This window comes from Streptomyces sp. H27-H1, from assembly GCF_026627445.1.
In the GTDB taxonomy this organism is placed as follows: domain Bacteria; phylum Actinomycetota; class Actinomycetes; order Streptomycetales; family Streptomycetaceae; genus Streptomyces.
This window is the reverse complement of sequence record NZ_JAPNLJ010000008.1, coordinates 96045-113205: the sequence shown is the minus strand read 5'-3', so window position 1 is coordinate 113205 and position 17161 is coordinate 96045. Positions and strand designations below refer to the sequence as shown.

Genomic DNA, 17161 nt, shown 5'->3' with positions numbered 1-17161 from the left:
ATCCTTGGGCATACCTTGTCCCTGTACACGGGATCTGAGCAGGCAACAGGCTGTGTTCCGTGGGGGGTTGTACACGACGAGAGCAATCGCGAACAAGGTGACGGCCGGCACGCGACTACGTGCCCCTCCGCCGCAGCCGTTCGCGCGCGCTCCGGGCCGGGACTTCGCTGGAGGGGGATCCAGTCGACGGTCCCGGAGAGCTCGTGCCATCGGGGGGATCACACCGTGGGCACGCGCTGCGTCATGCGCGCTCCCCTCCGCCGAACGACGACCGCCAGGTCTGTCCTAGGAACGATTCAGAGGGGGTAGGTGTGTTGGAGCCGTACGATCACAGCTCGGACATACGGGGTGGGCACCACACGCAGGGAACCGGGGTGGGGACCCCGTGACCAGCACACGATTAGACGCACTGGTCCATGAGGACCCGTCGTTGCACGCCCTCGCCGAGCGACTGCTCGCGCTGGCCGAGGCGGGGCTGCCGCAGATGTACCTGCCGGGTGCGGAGACCTTCGTCTTCACCCGGGTGGGGACCGTGTCTCCCGACGGCGTCCGGCGGGTGGAGCGGCGCGGGACCAGTACCCGGTACGCGGCCATCACCGCGCTGGGAGCCCGGTTCCTCCCCGAGGAGCGACAGCGCGCCCTCTTCGGCGGCCGCACGGCCGGGGAGTTCACGGCGCTCCTGGTGGAACGGCTGCCCGCGGTGGTGAACCTCGGCGACGCCGCGCTCATCGCCTGGGCCGCCGCCGAAACCGGCCACCCCAAGGTCGCGGACGCCGTGGCCAGGGTGGCCGAACTGGACGTCCCCGGACGGCCGCAGTACACCGTGGAAGCCGCCTGGGTGCTCTCCGCCCTCACCGCCGCCCGCGGCTCGGTGGACGTCGAGTACCGGCTCGCGGCCGCCCGCGACCGCCTGCTGGCGGCCAGGGCCGGGGACGGCCCGCTGTTCGCGCACGCCACCGGGCCGGGGCTGGTCCCCGGGTACCGCTCCCACGTGGCCTGCTTCGCCGACCAGACCTATCCGCTCCAGGCGCTGGCCCGGCTGCACGCGAGCGCCCCGGACCAGCGGGCCCTCGCGGCCGCCGACGCCTGCGCCGCCCGGATCTGCGCCCTGCAGGGGGACGGCGGACAGTGGTGGTGGCACTACGACGCCCGCACGGGCGGTGTGGTGGAGGGCTACCCCGTCTACAGCGTGCACCAGCACGCCATGGCCCCGACCGCCCTCTTCGACCTGGCCGAAGCGGGCGGCACCGACTTCGGCGCGGAGATCCGCAGGGGTCTGCGCTGGATGACGGAGGTGCCCGAGATCAGCGGGCCCGACGGCAGCCCGCGCGAGCCCATGATCCGCGAGGAGTACGGGGTCACCTGGCGCAAGGTCCACCGCGGCGACCCCGCCAAGGCGGTGCGCGCCGCCCGCGGGCTCACCACCCGGGTGGCCCCGCGGGCCCGCCTCGCGCCGCTCGACCGGATCTTCCGCCCCTTGGCGGTGGACCGCGAGTGCAGGCCCTACGAGTTCGGCTGGCTGCTCCATGCCTGGCTCGGGGGGCTCGGGAGATGAATCACAGACAGTCCCTCTTCGGAGTGGCGCTCGACCCCCTGACCATGGACGAGACCGTCCGGCGCTGCCTCGACGCCGCACAGCGCGGTGAACAGATCGAGATCGGCATGGTCAATGCCGCCAAGCTGGTCAACATGCGCCGCGACCCCCGCCTCGCCGCGGCGGTCGCCGGCTGCGACCTCGTCCTGGCCGACGGCCAGGCCGTGGTGTGGGCGGGCCGCATCCTGGGGGTCCGGCTGCCCGAACGGGTCGCGGGAATCGACCTGTTCATGCGGCTGCTCGCCGCGGCGGAAACCGCCGAGGTCCCCGTCTACCTGCTCGGCGCGCGGCAGGACGTAATGGATCTGATGCTCGACCGGATCGCCGAGCGGTTCCCCGCACTGCGCGTGGCCGGCAGCCGCAACGGCTACTTCGAGGACTCCGAACAGGGCCCGGTCGCCGACGCGGTGGCCGCCAGCGGGGCCCGGATGCTGTTCCTCGGCATGACCTCGCCCAAGAAGGAGATCTTCACCGCCGGCTACGGCAAGCGCACCGGCGCCCATGTGGTGCACGGCGTCGGCGGGTCCTTCGACATCCTGGCCGGCATCACCAAGCGCGCCCCCCTGATCTGGCAGCGGATGGGGCTCGAATGGTTCTACCGGACCCTCCAGGAACCGCGCCGCCTGGGCAAGCGCTACCTCACCACCAACGCTGCCTTTCTCCTCATGACGGTCCGGGAGCTCATCCGCCGTACACCGTCTGCCGGTTCCGCGAACAGGAGTCACTGATGCGCGTCGTCGTCGTGGGACAGGGATACGTCGGCCTTCCGCTGGCCATCAGGGCCGCCGAGGTCGGACACCAAGTGGTCGGTTACGACGTGGACGTACGGCGGGTCAAGAGCCTCGCCGCCGGCGAGTCGTACGTGGAGGACGTCTCCTCCGAACGGCTGAGCCGGGCCCTGGAGCTGGGCACGTACCAGGCCAGTGACCTCGCCCGTGACTGCGGCGGCTTCGACGTCGCGGTCGTCACGGTCCCGACCCCCCTGCAGGACGGTGCCCCCGACCTGCGCTGCATCGAGGAGTCCGCGCACACCCTGGCCCGCTTCCTGCGGCCGGGCGCCACCGTGGTACTGGAGTCGACCACCTACCCGGGCACCACCGAGGAGCTGTTCGGCCCGATCCTGGAGGACGGTTCGGGCCTGACGGCCGGCGTGGACTTCCACCTGGGCTACAGCCCGGAGCGCATCGATCCCGGCAACAAGGTATGGGGTTTCCAGCAGACGCCGAAGGTGGTCTCCGGCGTCAACGCCGTCTCGCTCAAGGCCGTGGAGACCTTCTACGCGGGCCTCGTCGACACGACCGTGCCGGTGCGCTCCCCCAAGGAGGCCGAGCTGGCGAAGCTGCTGGAGAACACCTTCCGGCACGTGAACATCGCCCTGGTCAACGAGATAGCCATGTTCGCCCGCCACCTCGACATCGACGTGTGGCAGACCATCGAGGCCGCGGCCAGCAAGCCGTTCGGCTTCATGAAGTTCACCCCGGGCCCCGGCGTCGGCGGACACTGCCTGCCCATCGACCCCTCGTACCTGTCGTGGCGGGTGCAGCGCGAGCTCGGGCAGAACTTCCGGTTCGTCGAACTGGCCAACGACATCAACAACCACATGCCCGAGTACGTGGCGCGCCGCGTCATGGACGCGCTCAACTCCAAGCGCCGCTCGGTCAACGGCTCCCGGATCCTGCTCCTGGGACTGGCGTACAAGAAGAACACCGGCGACGCCCGGGAGTCCCCGGCGGTACGCGTCTCCCAGCTGCTGCTGGACATGGGCGCCAAGGTTCGTGCGGCCGACCCCCATGTGGTGGAGAGCATCAAGGTGGACGCCCGCCTCTCGCGGGTGGAACCCACCCGCAAGGAGCTGGCCGCCGCCGACGTGGTCGTCCTGCTCACCGACCACGACTCCTTCGACTACCCGATGATCGCCGAGCACGCCTCGCTGATCCTCGACTGCCGCAACCGGCTGTCGGGACCCACGGTGGAGGTGCTCTGACCCCATGACCAGAATCATCTGCGTGGCCGGGGCCCGGCCCAACTACATGAAGATCAAACCGGTGATGGACGCCCTGGAGCATCACGGCGCCGAGGTCGTGCTCGTCCACACCGGCCAGCATTACGACGAGTCCATGAACGACGTCTTCTTCCGCGACCTCGGCATCCGCTCCCCCGACCGGTACCTGGGTGCCGGGTCCGGCACCCACGCCCGGCAGACCGGCCGGGTGATGGAAGCCTTCGAGCCGCTGCTCGAAGAGCTGGAGCCGGACGCGGTCGTCGTGGTCGGGGACATCAACTCCACCCTCGCCTGCGCCCTGGTCACCGCGAAGGCCGGCCCGCTGCTGGCCCACGTGGAGGCGGGTCTGCGCAGCCGGGACTGGAGCATGCCCGAGGAGGTCAACCGGGTCGCCACCGACCGGATCAGCGACTACCTGCTGGCCCCCTCCCCCGACGCCGCCGCGAACCTGCGGTCGGAGGGGTATCGGGAGGACCAGATCCACGTCGTCGGCAACGTCATGATCGACACCCTGCTCGCCAACCTGGACCGGGCGCGGCGCTCCGACGTCCTCGACCGCTACGGGCTCACCCGCGGCGGGTACGGGCTGGTCACCCTGCACCGGCCGGCCAATGTGGACGATCCGGGCGCCCTGCGCGGCTTGCTGAAGGCGCTGGGCGAGATCGCGGGGCGCTGCCCGCTGCTGCTGCCCGTGCACCCGCGGGCCGCCGAGCGGCTGGCCGAGATCGGCGTACCCGGCGGGATCCGACTGGTGCCGGCCGCCGGATACCTCGATTTCATCGCCTTGCAGGACTCCGCCCGGGTGGTGCTCACCGACTCCGGGGGCGTACAGGAGGAGACCACCGCCCTCGGCGTGCCCTGTGTGACCCTCCGGGAGAACACCGAGCGCCCGATCACCGTCGAACAGGGCACCAACGTCCTGGCGGGCACCGACCCGGACCGCATCACCGCCACGGTGCACCGGGTGCTCGACGATCCTCCCGCGCCACGCTGTCCCGAACTGTGGGACGGCCGCGCCAGCGAGCGCATCGCCCGGGTGCTGCTGGAGGGCGGGAGCGCGGCGACCCGGCCGCGGCCCACCGACCTCGTCCCACGACCGTAATCACCGCAATGACACAGGGCGGCGGCGCGTGCGTGACACGACGCCGCCGCGAGGGGGAAAGACCATGGATCTCGCGGAGATCTGGCGGGTCATGCGCAGGCGCTGGTACGTGCTGCTGCCCGGGCTGCTGCTCACGGCAGGGCTCGTCACCGGCGTGTACCTGCTGGTTCCGGTGGAGTACGTGTCACAGAGCACGGTGACCCTCCTGAACTCGAAGAAGGCCACGGTGGCCTTCGACGGCAACCCCTTCCTCAGCACCCAGGCCTCGCTCACGGGCATGGCCGACGGACTGGCCCGCAACCTCAACTCCGACGATTCCCGGGCCGACCTCAAGGCCCAGGGACTCAGCGGCGTGTACGAGGCGAAGATCGCCGACAACGCCCAGGGCCCCTTCATGTGGCTGAGCGTCACCGGGACCGACCCGGCCGCCGTCCTGAAGTCGGACCAGCTCTTCACCACCTACGCCGCGAAGCGGCTGGAGGAGTTCCAGGCGCAGCAGGCGGTGACCCCGGAGGCGATGATCCGCATGGCCACGATCGTGCCGCCGCAGAAGCCGGAGGCTCAGACGAAGACCCGGCTCCAGTACCTCGTCATGGCGTCGGCGCTGGGCTTCGTACTCAGCCTGGTGGCCACCTTCTTCGTCCAGGCCCGGCGCCGCAAAACCGACAAGCCCGGCCGGCGCAGGCCCGTACCGGGCGACTCCGGCCCGCCGCGGACCCCCGATCCCGATCCCGCCGACTCCGGCGAGCCGGCCGACCCCGCGTCGACCATGGCGCTCACGGTCCTGCCCGCGTCCGCCTTCCGCTCCAAGGCATCGCCGTGACCGCCCCCGCCACGGACACCGCCGCCCAGGACCCGCCCGAGGCGCCGTCGCTGGGACGGAAGGTGGGATCCGCCGCCCGGTGGAGCCTGGTCAACACGATGGTCATGCGCCTGGGCAATTTCGTCACCGGCATCATCCTCGCCCGCTTCTTCCTCGGTCCCGAGGCCTGGGGTGTCTACGGGATAGCCCAGACGGTCCTGCTGGTCCTGCTCTCCGCGAACGAGCTCGGGGTCTCCCTCGCCATCGTGCGCTGGGAGGGCGACCCCCGCCGCTTCGCCCCGACGGTCCTCACCCTGAGCGCCGTCTCGAGCTGCCTGCTGTACGCGGGCCTGTTCGCGGCGGCTCCCCTGGTGGCCCGGGTCCTCGGCTCGCCCGAGGCCTCGGGCGTGCTGCGGGTGATGTGCGTGTGCGTGGTCCTCGACGGGCTCTCGCAGGTGCCCGCCGGCTTCCTCACCCGGGAGTTCGCGCAGGGCAAGCGCATGGCCATCGACGCCGTCAACTTCGTCCTCAGCACGGCCGTGACCCTGCTGCTGGCCACCGAGGGCTTCGGCGCGATGAGCTTCGCCTGGGGCTCCGTGGCCGGCAACGTGGCAGCGCTCATCGGCTGCTGCCTGGCCGCGCCCGGCACCCTGCGGTTCGGCTGGGACCCGGACCAGGCGCGGGCCCTGCTGCGCTTCGGGCTCCCGCTCGCCGGGGCCAGCATGCTCGCCCTCGGTGTCGTCAACGTGGACACCATGGTGGTGGGTTCGGCCCTCGACCAGCTGGCCCTGGGCTTCTACGTGCTCGCCTTCAACATCTCCGGCTGGCCCGTACGGATCATCTCCGAGGCGGCCCGCCGGGTCTCCTTCGCCGGGTTCTCCCGGCTGGCCGACAGCGACACCGGAGGGGGGCCGGGAGCCCTGGCCGCCGGATTCGGCCGGGCCCTCGGCGTGGTGATGACGGCCACGGTGCCGCTCTGCGTCCTGCTGGCCGCCCTCGCCGGACCCATCGTCGAACTCGTCTACGGGGAGCGCTGGCTGCCCGCCGCCGCCGCACTGCCGTGGCTGATGGGGCTCGGGCTGGTCCGGATCGGCTGCGAACTGGCCTACGACTGCCTCGTGGCCATCGGCCGCCGCCGTTCCCTGATCGGAGTACAGGGGCTGTGGCTCGTCGTCCTCGTCCCGGTGCTGATGGCCGGCGCCGACGCGGGCGGGATCGAGGGGGTGGCCCAGGGCCACCTCCTGGTCGCCGGATCCGTCGTGGTACCGGTGTTCCTCGTCGCCCTGCACCGGGGCGGCGTCGGGCTGGGTACCGTGGCGCGCGCCTGCGCCTGGCCCTTCCTCGGCGGCGTGGTGATGACGGCCTTGGTCCTCGGTCTGGAACCGCTCCTCGGCGACGGCGTCCTCGCGCTCCTCGCGACCGGGTCCGCGGCCGTCCTGTGCTACGCCGTGTGCGTCCTGCCAAGCCTCCGGTTCCTGCGCGGCTCCGCGCCGGCCGCAACCTCCGCGAAGGCAGGGATCTAGCGTCATGGCACGCCATCGCAAACGCTTATGGGCCTGGTTGCTGGCCGGGGTCCTACTGGTCGCGGCCCTGGCCTTCTACCAGGCCGAGCGGACGGGCCGCAGCGAGCCCTCGGCAGCTTCCTGCCCGGACACCGCCCTGGAATGCCCCGGCGAGACGAGGCCCCCGCCCCTGCCCGGACCTTCCGCCGAACCGTCCGCCTCGAAGAGCCCGAGCCCCTCCGCGAGCCCCGCGAGCCCCGCCTCCCCGTCCGCGACTCCCCCGCCGGGCAGCAGTGCGCCGCCCGCACCTGGCCCGGTCTGCACCGCCGACTCGCCCGGCGCCTGCGGCTTCCCCGACGCGCGCACCACCGGCCCCCGGATCGCGCTGCAGCGGCACGACACGGGGAACATGTCCGTCAAGACGGACGGCATGGTCATCAAGGGCTGGGACATCCGGGGCTCCCTGGACGTCTACGCGAACGACGTCACCATCATCGACAGCAGGATCACCTCGGCCAACTGGTGGGGAGTCAACCTCCGCCCGGGCTTCAAAGGCCTGCGGGTCCTGCACACCACGATCACCGCCGAGCCCGGCAAGGGACCCGACAACGGAGGCGTGGACTACGCGGTCTCCAACATGGGCGAGAGCTCCGTCGAGGTCGGCTGGTGCGACGTCTCGGTGTTCGGCAACGCCCTGTCCATGGGCCAGGGCAATCTGCACGACAACTACGTCCACGACATCGTCGCCTTCCGCAACCAGGGCGGTGAGTGGCAGCACACCGACGCCGTGATCAGCGGTGGCGGCAACAAGGGGCGGCTGACGGTCCGCCACAACACCCTGCTGAACTCCGTCCCGGTCGACCGCGGTGCCAGCGCGGCGGTGGGGCTCTTCGCCGACACCGGCGTGGTCTCCAACGTGATCGTCGACAACAACTGGCTGGCCGGCGGGGCCTACGCGCTCTACGGCGGCGGCCCGGGGGCCACCGGCATCCAGGTCACGGACAACGTGTTCTCCGCCCAGTACCACCTGGCCGGCGGGGTCTACGGGGCGGTCGCCGCGTGGAACGCGGGCGGCGCCGGGAACGTGTGGCGCGGCAATCGCATGACGGACGGGCGGCCCGTCGTACCCGAACCCGCCCCCTGAGGACCGGGCCCCCGACCCGCCCCCGAACGACCGAGAGGACTTCAATGCGCCGGATCGCCCGGGCCCCCTGGGAGCTGCTCAAGCGGGTCTTCGGCTGGCTGGTGCTCTTCGAGACCAGGAACAAGATCCTGCTGGCCCCCTCGGCCCTGCGGCTGCGCCGTTTCGAGAACGCCGAGACCATTCGTCTCGGCGCGCTCCTGGGCCGGCCGCCGGCCGCCCTGGTGGCCACCGTGATCGCCACCCACCGACGCCCCGAGGCCCTGCGCGCGGCAGTGCGCTCGGCCCTGGGGCAGACCGTGGCCGACCAGGTGGTCCTCGTCGTGGACGACGGTGCGGGACTGCCCGAACTGCCTTCGGACCCAAGGCTCTTCGCGGTGTCGCTGGCCCGGAACACGGCCACGGCCGGAGTGGTGCGCAATGTGGGGATACGGCTGAGCCGCTCGCGGTACGTGGCCTTCCTGGACGATGACAACCTGTGGGAGCCGGATCATCTGGAGCAGGCCCTGACGGCCCTGGAGTCGCCGGGCGGACCGGACGCCGTCTACACGGCGCTGCGCAGGATGCTCCCCGACGGATCCCAGCGGGACGTGTTGTCGGTGCCCTTCGACCGGCGCCGCTCCGCGCACGAGGCCTTCCTCGACACCAACGCGTTCGTGGCGCGCCGCACCCCGGCCCTTTACTTCAGCCGGCTGCGGCGAACCCCGGAGGTCCTGCCCCGCGAGGACTGGGAGCTCGTACGCCGCTACAGCCGGCGCCACGAGGTCCGCCACCTGCCCCACCCCACCGTCCGCTACCTGGTCAACCCGGAGAGCTTCTACACCGCCTGGGACGGGCCGGCGCCCTCCGCCTGAGCCCGGGACCGGGGCCGGTGCGGTCAGGGTCCCGGGGTGGCCCGCAGGGCGGAGGGGCTGGCCAGGGCCCGCGCCGCCGCCCGGCTCGCCGGGCGGCCGAGCGCCGCCCGGGAGGTCTCCCGTAGCAGCACGGCCGCGCGGAAGGCCGCGGTGGCCGCCGCCGAGTTCCGACGGCCGTAGAGGCGGACGCGGTTGAGGGTCAGCAGGGTCCACAGGCGCGGGGAGACCTGCGAGTCCCCGCCGAGGTGGACGGCAGAGGCCTCGGGTTCGAGCCGGGTGACGAAGCCGTGGTCGCCGGCCCGCAGGCAGTACTCGGTCTCCTCCGAGTACAGGAAGAACGATTCGTCCCAGGGGCCGCAGGCCTCCAGGCACTCCCGGGAGAGCGCCAGCAGCGCGCCGGTGGCCCAGTCGGCGACCGTCCGGCGCCCGTACGCCCCCGGATCGGTGACCAGCTCGCTCCACCGCGGGAAGCGTCCCGCACGGCGGTTGCCGATCACGGCCTCCCCCAGGGCGCGGGTGACCCGGGACTCGCGGCGCAGCGAGTAGTGGAGCGTCCCGTCCTCCTCGTACAGCAGCGGGACGCTGATCCCGACCTCGCTTCCGCCGGCCACGGGGTCGCCGAGCGCGCCGACGAGGAGTTCCGCGCAGCCCCGCCGCATCCGGATGTCCGGATTGCACACCAGGACGGCGCGGAAGCCGCCGTCCCATCCGGCGGCGGCTTCCAGGGCGGCGTTCACCCCGGCCGCGTAGCCCGCGTTGCGGCCGGTCTGGACGACCGTGGTCTGCGGGGCCAGCGACCGGATCAGGTCCACGGTGTCGTCGGCGGAGTCGTTGTCGGCGACGACGAGGCGCCAGTCGAGCCCGGCCATGCCCTGCGGCAGGGATGCGAGGAACTCGGGTATCACCCGGGCGCTGTTCCAGGTGACGACGAGGACGGCTACGGGGCCGGCACCCCGGTTCTGGTGACCGGAGTCCGGGCCGGAGGGTGCGCTGCTGGAAGACACGGGGACTCCACGGTTCGGGGCGGCTCGGGCGCGGCGCGCCGGATGAAGCCGAGGTAACTGCCTCCGGCGGCGATCGTCAGGAAGAACATCCCGGCGAACATCGGGAAGCTGAGGGCGTCGAAGGTGGCCGCGCTGACCAGGGCGACGAGGGCCGAGGCGAAGAAGGCCTGGCCGAGCTCCCGGTCGGACTCGTCGGCGGCGAGGCGGCGGATGGCCCCGCCCTGGTGGATTCCGGTGAGGAACAGTGCCAGGAGCGCGAGCAGGCCGAACAGGCCCATCTCCGCCAGGGTCAGCATGTACTGGTTGTCCGTGAAGAAGTAGAGGTCGGGGGTGAAGGTCCCCAGGCCTCGCCCGAACAGCGGATGACCCTCCAAGTAGGGCACGATCGCGCTGTACTTGACGGTGCGGGCCTGGGTGCTGCTGTCGGAGTTCGACACGAAGGACGCGAAGAGCGTGGTGATCGTGCCGATCAGTCCGGGGACGAGGACCTTGAAGACGGCCACCGAGCCGAGCAGCAGGCCGAAGGTGGTCCAGCGGCGCTGCGGCTTCCACCTCGGCACCATCACCAGCACCACGATCAGGGCCCCGATGATGGAGGTCCGCGACACCGTCAGCGGCAGGGCGCCGCCCATCAGCGCCACCGGCGCCCAGCGGCGCCAGCGGCTCAGCTGGGCGCGGACCGGATCGAAGGCCTGCTGCACGGCGAAGGGCAGCAGCAGGGCGAGCATGCCGCCGAACTCCAGCGGCTGGGCGGTGGTGGAGCGGGGCCGGGTGAACGCCCCGCGGTCCAGGGTGGTGATCTGCGCGACGCTCGACTGGAGCCCCGGGATGCTGATCTTCTCGGCGATGTTCGTCGCGGTGAAGAAGTCGTAGTAGCCGATGGCCGCGACCACCGCACCCATGACGACGGCCCGCCGCAACAGTACGTCCAGGCGGGCCCGGTCCTGGATGCCGGCGGAGACCAGTACCACCAGCGACACCCAGACCAGCAGTCCGATCAGCCCCCGGTCGGCGCCCAGCACCTCCTTGTGCGAGCTGCCCCGGGAGGCGTTCGCCAGGTACGAGGCCAGGACCGACACGGCCAGCAGCCACATCGCGATCCGGGGCAGCCGGGTGCCGGGGGCCGGTCTGATCCGGCCGGTCAGCCAGGTCGCCAGGTACCAGAACAGCGCCAGCAGCGCGAAGACGTTGGCGGGGGTGCCCACGCCGCCCAGGCCGGGCAGGGTCAGGTTGGAGGGGATGAAGAAGGCCAGCCCCAGATAGCCGGTGAGCAGGGCGGTGGCGTCCAGCTCGCGAGCCCGCGTCCTCCTGCGCACCTGGGTCCTGGCCCTGCCGGCCTCGGCGGCGGCCTCACGCCTGCGCCGACGGGCCCCCAGCAGGCTCTCCGCGACGAAGGAGGAGGTGAATCCGGCGACCACGCCGGCGATGACCACGGCCAGTACCTGCTGGTAGCGGGCCTTGAGCTGCGGTTTCGGGGTCTGCGGCAGGACCACGGGGGCCGTCTGCACGAAGTACGCGGGCTGTACCTTGGCCGCCGCCTGCAGGGCGTTGAGCTGCTCCCCGGCGAAGGCGGTGAGCGCACTGGTCTCCTTGAGCACCTTGTCCCGGTCGGTGCCCGTGACGGTCAGCGTGAGCATCGGGCCCGAGGCGTTCGCGGCGAAGCCGACCGTATAGGGGTCGCTCACCCCGAGACCGTGCAGGTCCCGTGCCGCGTCGGCGCCCGACAGGGTCCTGATGAGCACGTCGGCGGTCACCACGAGCGAACCGCCCGCGTTGGCGATGGGGTTGCCGAAGGCGGGGGCCAGTGCGGCCACGGCCGTGGAGTCGAGCAGGGCCACCGAACTCTGGGACTGGTAGGCCACCGGGACCGACTCGTAGAGCTGCGCGCCCGCGAGGAGTCCGAGCAGCGTCAGGGGTCCCATGACGTACCAGCGGCGCCGCAGTACCGCGCCTATCTCACCGATGTTCACGAACAAATCCTCCCAACTGCCCTGGAACCAATGGCGTGTCGCCCGGCGTCCTGGGAAGATCGGACACGACGGAAGGAATCCTGTGTCGCCTGGTGAGCTGTTCCGCACGTTGCGCCGGCGCTGGTACGTGCTGGTCCTGGCGGGAGTGCTCGCGGCCATCGGGGCGCTCCAGGTGCTCCGGCCCACCACGACCTACGTGAGCACCGCGATCGTCGTCCTGAAGCCGCCGGTGACGAGCAATCAGCCCAACCAGCTCGCCAATCTGCAGCCGCCGCTCGCCGCCGTCTCCCTCGCCGCGGTCCAGCAGCTGGACTCCTCCGACGGGGAGGCCGAACTGCGCGCCGCCGGGGTGGCCGGCACCTACCGGCTGATCCCGCGCAACAGCGGCACCAGTGTCACCCCGCGCTATCTGATCCCCTCCCTCCAGATCCAGGCCGAGCACACGGATCCGGCCACGGCCGACCGTTCGGTGCGAACGGTCGTCGAGGTCTACGGAAAGCACCTCTCGGACATGCAGGCCGAGCAGCGGATCCCTGCGGCGGGCCGGATGAGCGTCACCCTTCTCGTACCGCCGTCCGCGGTCGCGCAGACCGGGACCAAGAGCCGCGGACTGGCCGGGACGGCGGTGCTGGCACTGGTCGCCGGGGCGGCCTGCGCCCTGTGGAGCGATCAGTTCCTGGCGGGCCTCGGCCGGCGCCGGCGCGAACGCGCCGCGGCCGGGCCCGGGCGGGACGGGAACGCCGCGGAGACGGCCGCGGCGGCCCGCTGAGAGCGCGGGCCGCCCGGCCGCCAACGCCCCTGGAGCGGGGCGGTGGTGCGGTGTCATCAGATCCCTCGGCGCTTCCAGGACTGCCACCAGAGCCATTCGCGTCCCCGGTCGGCGACGGCCGAGAGCACCAGCGGCTGGAGGTAGGGCATCATGCGGGCCCCGATCCGCCGGCGCCGGCGCAGCGCCCCGTACTCGGCGAGCGAGGCGTACTGCGGCAGGCATTCGGCGGCGAAGGCCTCCAGCTCCTCGACCGGGACCAGCCCGGTGCGCCCGCGGTCGTAGGCCCGGTAGGCGCGCCGCAGGGCGTACCGGGCGAGCCGGGTACGGGCCGCCGTCGAGAGCCGGCCGGACTCCGGGATCAGTCCGCCGCACTTCTCCAGCACCGAGTCGAAGGCGACGAGGCGCTGGCGGAGGTCGTCGAGCTGTCCGCCGAAGTCCGTGGTGGACATGTTGTTGCCGTGGACCCGGTAGAAGGCCTGGTCGGCGCCCCGTACGTAGCCCACGTCGGCGTGGGCCGCGAGCCGCATCCACATCTCGATGTCCCCGGCGTGCGGAAGCTCCGGGTCGTAGCCGCCGACCTTCTGCTGGAGGCTGGTGCGTACGACCACCTCGGGTGAGGTGATGCACCCGGTGCCCTCCCGGAAGCGCCGCTCCAGCCACCAGCGCCCCGGATAGACCACCGAGCCGGTGCTTCGCGTGCGAGCCTCGGGTAGCGGCCCGCCGTGCTGGAACCGCAGCGGCCTGCCGTAGGCGAACCCGGCTTCCGGGTGGGCGTCGAGCAGGGCCGCGGCGCGTACCAGGGCGCCGGGGACCAGCCGGTCGTCGGCGGAGAGCAGGGCGACGTAGTCCCCGTCCGCCCACTCCAGCAGGCCCTCGTTGTAGGTGGCGATGTGACCCCGGTTGCGCTCGTGGACCCGGACCTCGATCCGGGGGTCGGCGGCCGCCAGGGCGCGCGCGACCTCCGCGGAGTCGTCGGGGGAGGCGTCGTCGATGATCAGTACCCGTACGTCGACGCCCTCCTGCTCGTCCAGGACGCTCTTGACGCAGTCGGCCAGGAAGTGGCCGTACTTGTAGCAGGGGATCACCACGCTGACGGTGCTCACTGGCCGGTCACCTCCGTGGATCCCTCCGTGAGTCCGGCGGGAGCCGTGGTGGTGAAGACCGGGCCGACCCAGTAGTTCACCGATCCGAAGGTGTTGGCCGGGAAGACCGTGGCCGAGCCGTACTTGTAGAGCCCGTTGGCCCCGCCGCTGCCGTCCGCGGGGGCCACCAGCGGGTAGGAGCGGTGCGCCGCGGTGAAGTAGCCGCCGTCCACGGAGTACTTGCCGTTCGGCGCGTGGTACGAGGCCACGTACTCGGTGTTCGCGGTGATGGCCACCGGGGTGGTGAAGTGCAGCTGCTGCCAGCCGGACACGGTCTCGCTGCCGAAGGTTCCGGTGGCCAGGAGCGTTCCGCTGGAGGACCAGAGACTGCCGGTGTGCGTGCCGGTGTTCCCGGGGCCCTTGTAGAAGGTGACGCCGGTGACGTAGCCGCCGACTGTGGACTGGAAGCGGGTACCCAGTTCGACGGAGTTGGTGTCGTCGCCGACGTTGGCGGTGGTAGGTGTGGCGTTCGGGCCCCACAGCGTGCAGGGGCAGTTCACCGCCGGTGGGCTCGTGCTGGTGGTGAAGGTCCAGGTGACCGGCGCGGCCATGGCGTTGCCCCACAGGTCGGCGACCTGAACCGATGCCGTGTAGGTGGTGTTGAGCGCCAGTTCGGTGGAGGGGGTGAAGCCGGCGCTGTTGGACGCCTCGAGGAGCTTGCTGCCCGGGACGGTGGCGCCGCCGGGATCCTTGACGGTGAACACCAGGGTGTCCTCGTCCACGGCCGAGTTGAAGGTGGCCTTCACCGTCGTGGTGATCGCGGTGCCGGTCGCCGCCGACTGCGGTGTGGTCGAGGTGACGGTCGGGGGCGTCGTACTCGCGGTGGCGGTGTCCAGGACCGCGTCGACCCAGTAGTTGCTGCCGGACGAGGCGGTGGACGGGAACCCGCCGGTGCCGCTGTAGCGGTAGACGCCGTTGCCGCCGTCGGTTCCGCTCTTCAGCGCGGTGAGCGGAGCCAGCCCCGCGTCGGAGGAGGCGAAGGTGGTGTCGTAGGAGTACCCGCCGCCCGGGGCGAAGTAGGAGGCGACGTAGGTGGTGTTGGCCTTGACCGGGACGGGTGAGGAGAAGTTCAGCTGCTGCCAGCCGGACGCCGTCTCGTTGGTGAAGGTGCCCGTGGCCAGGCGCTGGCCGGTGCTGCTCCACAGGCTGCCGGTGTGGGTGCCGGTGTTGGCCGGGGACTTGTAGAAGCGGACGCCGGTGATCGAACCGGGTACGGAGGAGCGGATCTTCACGCCGAGCTCAAGGGCGCTGCCGTCACCGGCGTTGACCGTTCCCGGTACGGCCGCGGCCGGCCAGACGGTGCAGGGGCACTGCTGCGGACCCACGGTCAGCGGCACGATGGTGGTGGCGCCGATGTTGACGCTGTCGTCCACCGCGCGGACCTTGATCTGCGCGGCTCCGGGGGTGGTGGGGGTCCACTTGTAGCTCCAGGACCCGATGCCCGTAGTGGCCTTCCAGGTGGTTCCGCCGTCGGTGGAGACCTCCACGCGGGCCACGACGCCGCCACTGTCGGAGGCGGCTCCGGTGATGGTCACGGGCCGCAGCGCGGGCACCGTGGCGTTCGCCGCGGGGCTGGTCACGGTGATGACCGGGCCGGTGGTGTCCGTGGAGGCGGTGGCCACGAGCAGGTTGCTCTGCAGGGACTTCGGCTGGACCGCCATGTCGGCGAAGATGTTCACCGTCGCCTGCTGCATCCGCTTGTCCTCGGTGACCACCGCGTCGTCCGGATTGCCGGTCGGCATGTTGGTCAGGCCCCAGGACCACTGCACGGTGCCCGCTCCGAAGACCAGGGCGTGCGAGATCTGGTCCCGGAAGGCGACCAGGCTGTGCGTCGCGGTCCCGTTGCCGTAGGTGTTCCCGTAGTCGAGGCGGTACTTGCCGTCGTTGATGTCCACCGTGGTGGACGACATGGCGATCTGCCCGGCCGGGCGCGCCGCGTCCTCCACGTCACTGTCCCACTCGTAGCCGAGCGTGCCGACGGGGAAGGTGGCGGTCTGGGAGGGGGTCAGGTTCGCGACGGTGGTGCCCCTCCACAGGCGCATCTTGGCGAACGCGCCGGGCACGGTGATCGCGTCGCTGCGGTAGCCGTTCACGCTGAACAGCGAGCCGGTCACCTGGTTCTGCGGCTGGTAGGGCCGCCCGTTCGTGGAGCTGGCCGGATCCATGAAGGTGCCCGTCCAGATCCCGCTCGGGTCGGGGATGCCGTTGGGCTGCGGGAAGGAGAGCTTGGTCTCCTTGTAGCAGACCAGGGTCCGGTTCGCCGTGTTGGCCCCGTCGATGCTGGGGGCGAGGCGGGTCTTCCAGAACACCTCGTTGCCGCTGAAGTAGGTCTGGTTGACGCCTGCGTGACGTGCGTTCAGGGCGTTGGTGAACTGGTCCTGGGTCCAGTACTCGTCGTGCCCCGAGGACATGAACACCTTGTGGTTCTGCAGCTGGGTCGCACCCTTGGTCGACATGTCGATGCCCGACATGTAGCTCACGTCGTACCCGTTGCGCTCCAGCCAGGAGATCATCTGGTACTCGGAGCCGTAGATCCCGTTCTCGCCGCCGATGTCCATCGGCCGGTTGTAACTGACCTCGTAGGCACGGCCGTCGGGCGCGGGTCCGGCGCCGTCGTACAGGTCCTGGCCGCCGTAGTTGTTGTACGCCTGCCAGGTCTGGTCGGCGGTCTGCACGACGATGTCGGAGTGGCTGGAGTCGCTCCGGACCACGAACGGGTAGGGCATGACCCCGTTGCCGTCGGCCTGGTCGAAGTTGGCCATGTAGAGGCCGGAGACGGCGTCGGAGGGCACCGTCCACGTCGAGGTGACGGGCCAGTTGCCGCAGTCGACCAGGCCGGTGGATGCCTTGGTGGTGCAGCTGTGCGGGCTGCCCCCCTGCGGGAAGTTCGACGGGTAGGTCTGGGCGGCCTGGGCCGCGGTCGACATCAGGCGGGCGCCGTCACCTCCGTAGTGGCCGAGCCGGTAGACCGACACCTTGTACGCGGTCGGCGACTGGACCTTGAACTGCAGGGTCTCGCCGGCCTGCACGCTCGTCTGGGCCGGGAAGCCCTTGATGTCCCCGTAGGCACTGGGTGCGAACCAGTCGGACATCGGCGTGCCCGCCTTGGAGTTCTCGCACACGATGGCGTTGGTTCCGGGGCCGCACGGGTCCGCCGCGGCCGCCACGGATGGCGGCAGCGCCGCCGCCATCAGGGCCGCGACCACGGTGAAGAGCCCGTACCGCAGCAGCCTTGTCCGTCTGTTCATCCGCATCCTCATTTGGGAGTGGGGCTTTGTG

The 17161-nt window shown here is 71.4% G+C and carries 13 protein-coding genes; 9 read left to right on the top strand and 4 right to left on the bottom strand.

Annotated elements, in window-relative coordinates; all coding sequences use genetic code 11:
- Window positions 1-385 precede the first annotated feature (385 nt).
- From OTB20_RS11155 to OTB20_RS11120, 8 genes are all read left to right on the top strand, one after another.
- Window positions 386-1555, top strand: a complete 1170-nt coding sequence (locus OTB20_RS11155) for a hypothetical protein (RefSeq protein WP_267816876.1) — start codon at window positions 386-388, stop codon at window positions 1553-1555.
- On the top strand, window positions 1552-2322 hold the full coding sequence (locus OTB20_RS11150) for a WecB/TagA/CpsF family glycosyltransferase (RefSeq protein ID WP_267816874.1): 771 nt from the start codon (window positions 1552-1554) through the stop codon (window positions 2320-2322). The genes OTB20_RS11155 and OTB20_RS11150 overlap by 4 nt, the downstream gene beginning before the upstream one ends.
- Window positions 2322-3578 (top strand): nucleotide sugar dehydrogenase, encoded by a 1257-nt coding sequence (locus OTB20_RS11145; protein WP_267816872.1) that lies wholly within the window; start codon window positions 2322-2324, stop codon window positions 3576-3578. The genes OTB20_RS11150 and OTB20_RS11145 overlap by 1 nt, the downstream gene beginning before the upstream one ends.
- 4 nt (window positions 3579-3582) lie before the next feature.
- Window positions 3583-4698 (top strand): non-hydrolyzing UDP-N-acetylglucosamine 2-epimerase, encoded by a 1116-nt coding sequence (gene wecB / locus OTB20_RS11140; protein WP_267816870.1) that lies wholly within the window; start codon window positions 3583-3585, stop codon window positions 4696-4698.
- 64 nt (window positions 4699-4762) lie between these two features.
- Window positions 4763-5521 carry a chain length determinant protein gene (locus OTB20_RS11135; protein ID WP_267816868.1) on the top strand — a complete coding sequence of 253 codons (759 nt, stop codon included), beginning with the start codon at window positions 4763-4765 and terminating at the stop codon, window positions 5519-5521.
- The gene (locus tag OTB20_RS11130) at window positions 5518-7023 is read left to right on the top strand and encodes an oligosaccharide flippase family protein (protein WP_267816866.1); all 1506 of its coding nucleotides are present in this window, start codon (window positions 5518-5520) and stop codon (window positions 7021-7023) included. The genes OTB20_RS11135 and OTB20_RS11130 overlap by 4 nt, the downstream gene beginning before the upstream one ends.
- A 4-nt stretch (window positions 7024-7027) precedes the next feature.
- A complete protein-coding gene (locus OTB20_RS11125) occupies window positions 7028-8146 on the top strand; it encodes a hypothetical protein (RefSeq protein ID WP_267816865.1) in 1119 nt (372 codons plus the stop codon).
- Between the two features lie 44 nt (window positions 8147-8190).
- Window positions 8191-8997 (top strand): glycosyltransferase family 2 protein, encoded by an 807-nt coding sequence (locus tag OTB20_RS11120; protein ID WP_267816863.1) that lies wholly within the window; start codon window positions 8191-8193, stop codon window positions 8995-8997.
- Between the two features lie 23 nt (window positions 8998-9020).
- Here OTB20_RS11120 and OTB20_RS11115 read toward each other — a convergent pair whose 3' ends face one another.
- Both OTB20_RS11115 and OTB20_RS11110 read right to left on the bottom strand, forming a co-directional pair.
- A complete protein-coding gene (locus OTB20_RS11115; RefSeq protein ID WP_267816861.1) occupies window positions 9021-10001 on the bottom strand; it encodes a glycosyltransferase family 2 protein in 981 nt (326 codons plus the stop codon).
- A complete protein-coding gene (locus tag OTB20_RS11110; protein ID WP_267816859.1) occupies window positions 9935-11971 on the bottom strand; it encodes an O-antigen ligase family protein in 2037 nt (678 codons plus the stop codon). The genes OTB20_RS11115 and OTB20_RS11110 overlap by 67 nt, the downstream gene beginning before the upstream one ends.
- An 82-nt stretch (window positions 11972-12053) precedes the next feature.
- Between OTB20_RS11110 and OTB20_RS11105 the strand changes: the two genes are divergently transcribed.
- Window positions 12054-12740, top strand: coding sequence for a hypothetical protein (locus OTB20_RS11105; RefSeq protein WP_267816857.1), 687 nt, complete (start codon window positions 12054-12056; stop codon window positions 12738-12740).
- Window positions 12741-12796: 56 nt separating this feature from the next.
- Here OTB20_RS11105 and OTB20_RS11100 read toward each other — a convergent pair whose 3' ends face one another.
- Window positions 12797-13843 carry a glycosyltransferase family 2 protein gene (locus OTB20_RS11100; protein ID WP_267816855.1) on the bottom strand — a complete coding sequence of 349 codons (1047 nt, stop codon included), beginning with the start codon at window positions 13841-13843 and terminating at the stop codon, window positions 12797-12799.
- Window positions 13840-17130, bottom strand: a complete 3291-nt coding sequence (locus OTB20_RS11095; RefSeq protein ID WP_267816853.1) for a DUF4082 domain-containing protein — start codon at window positions 17128-17130, stop codon at window positions 13840-13842. The genes OTB20_RS11100 and OTB20_RS11095 overlap by 4 nt, the downstream gene beginning before the upstream one ends.
- Window positions 17131-17161 lie beyond the last annotated feature (31 nt).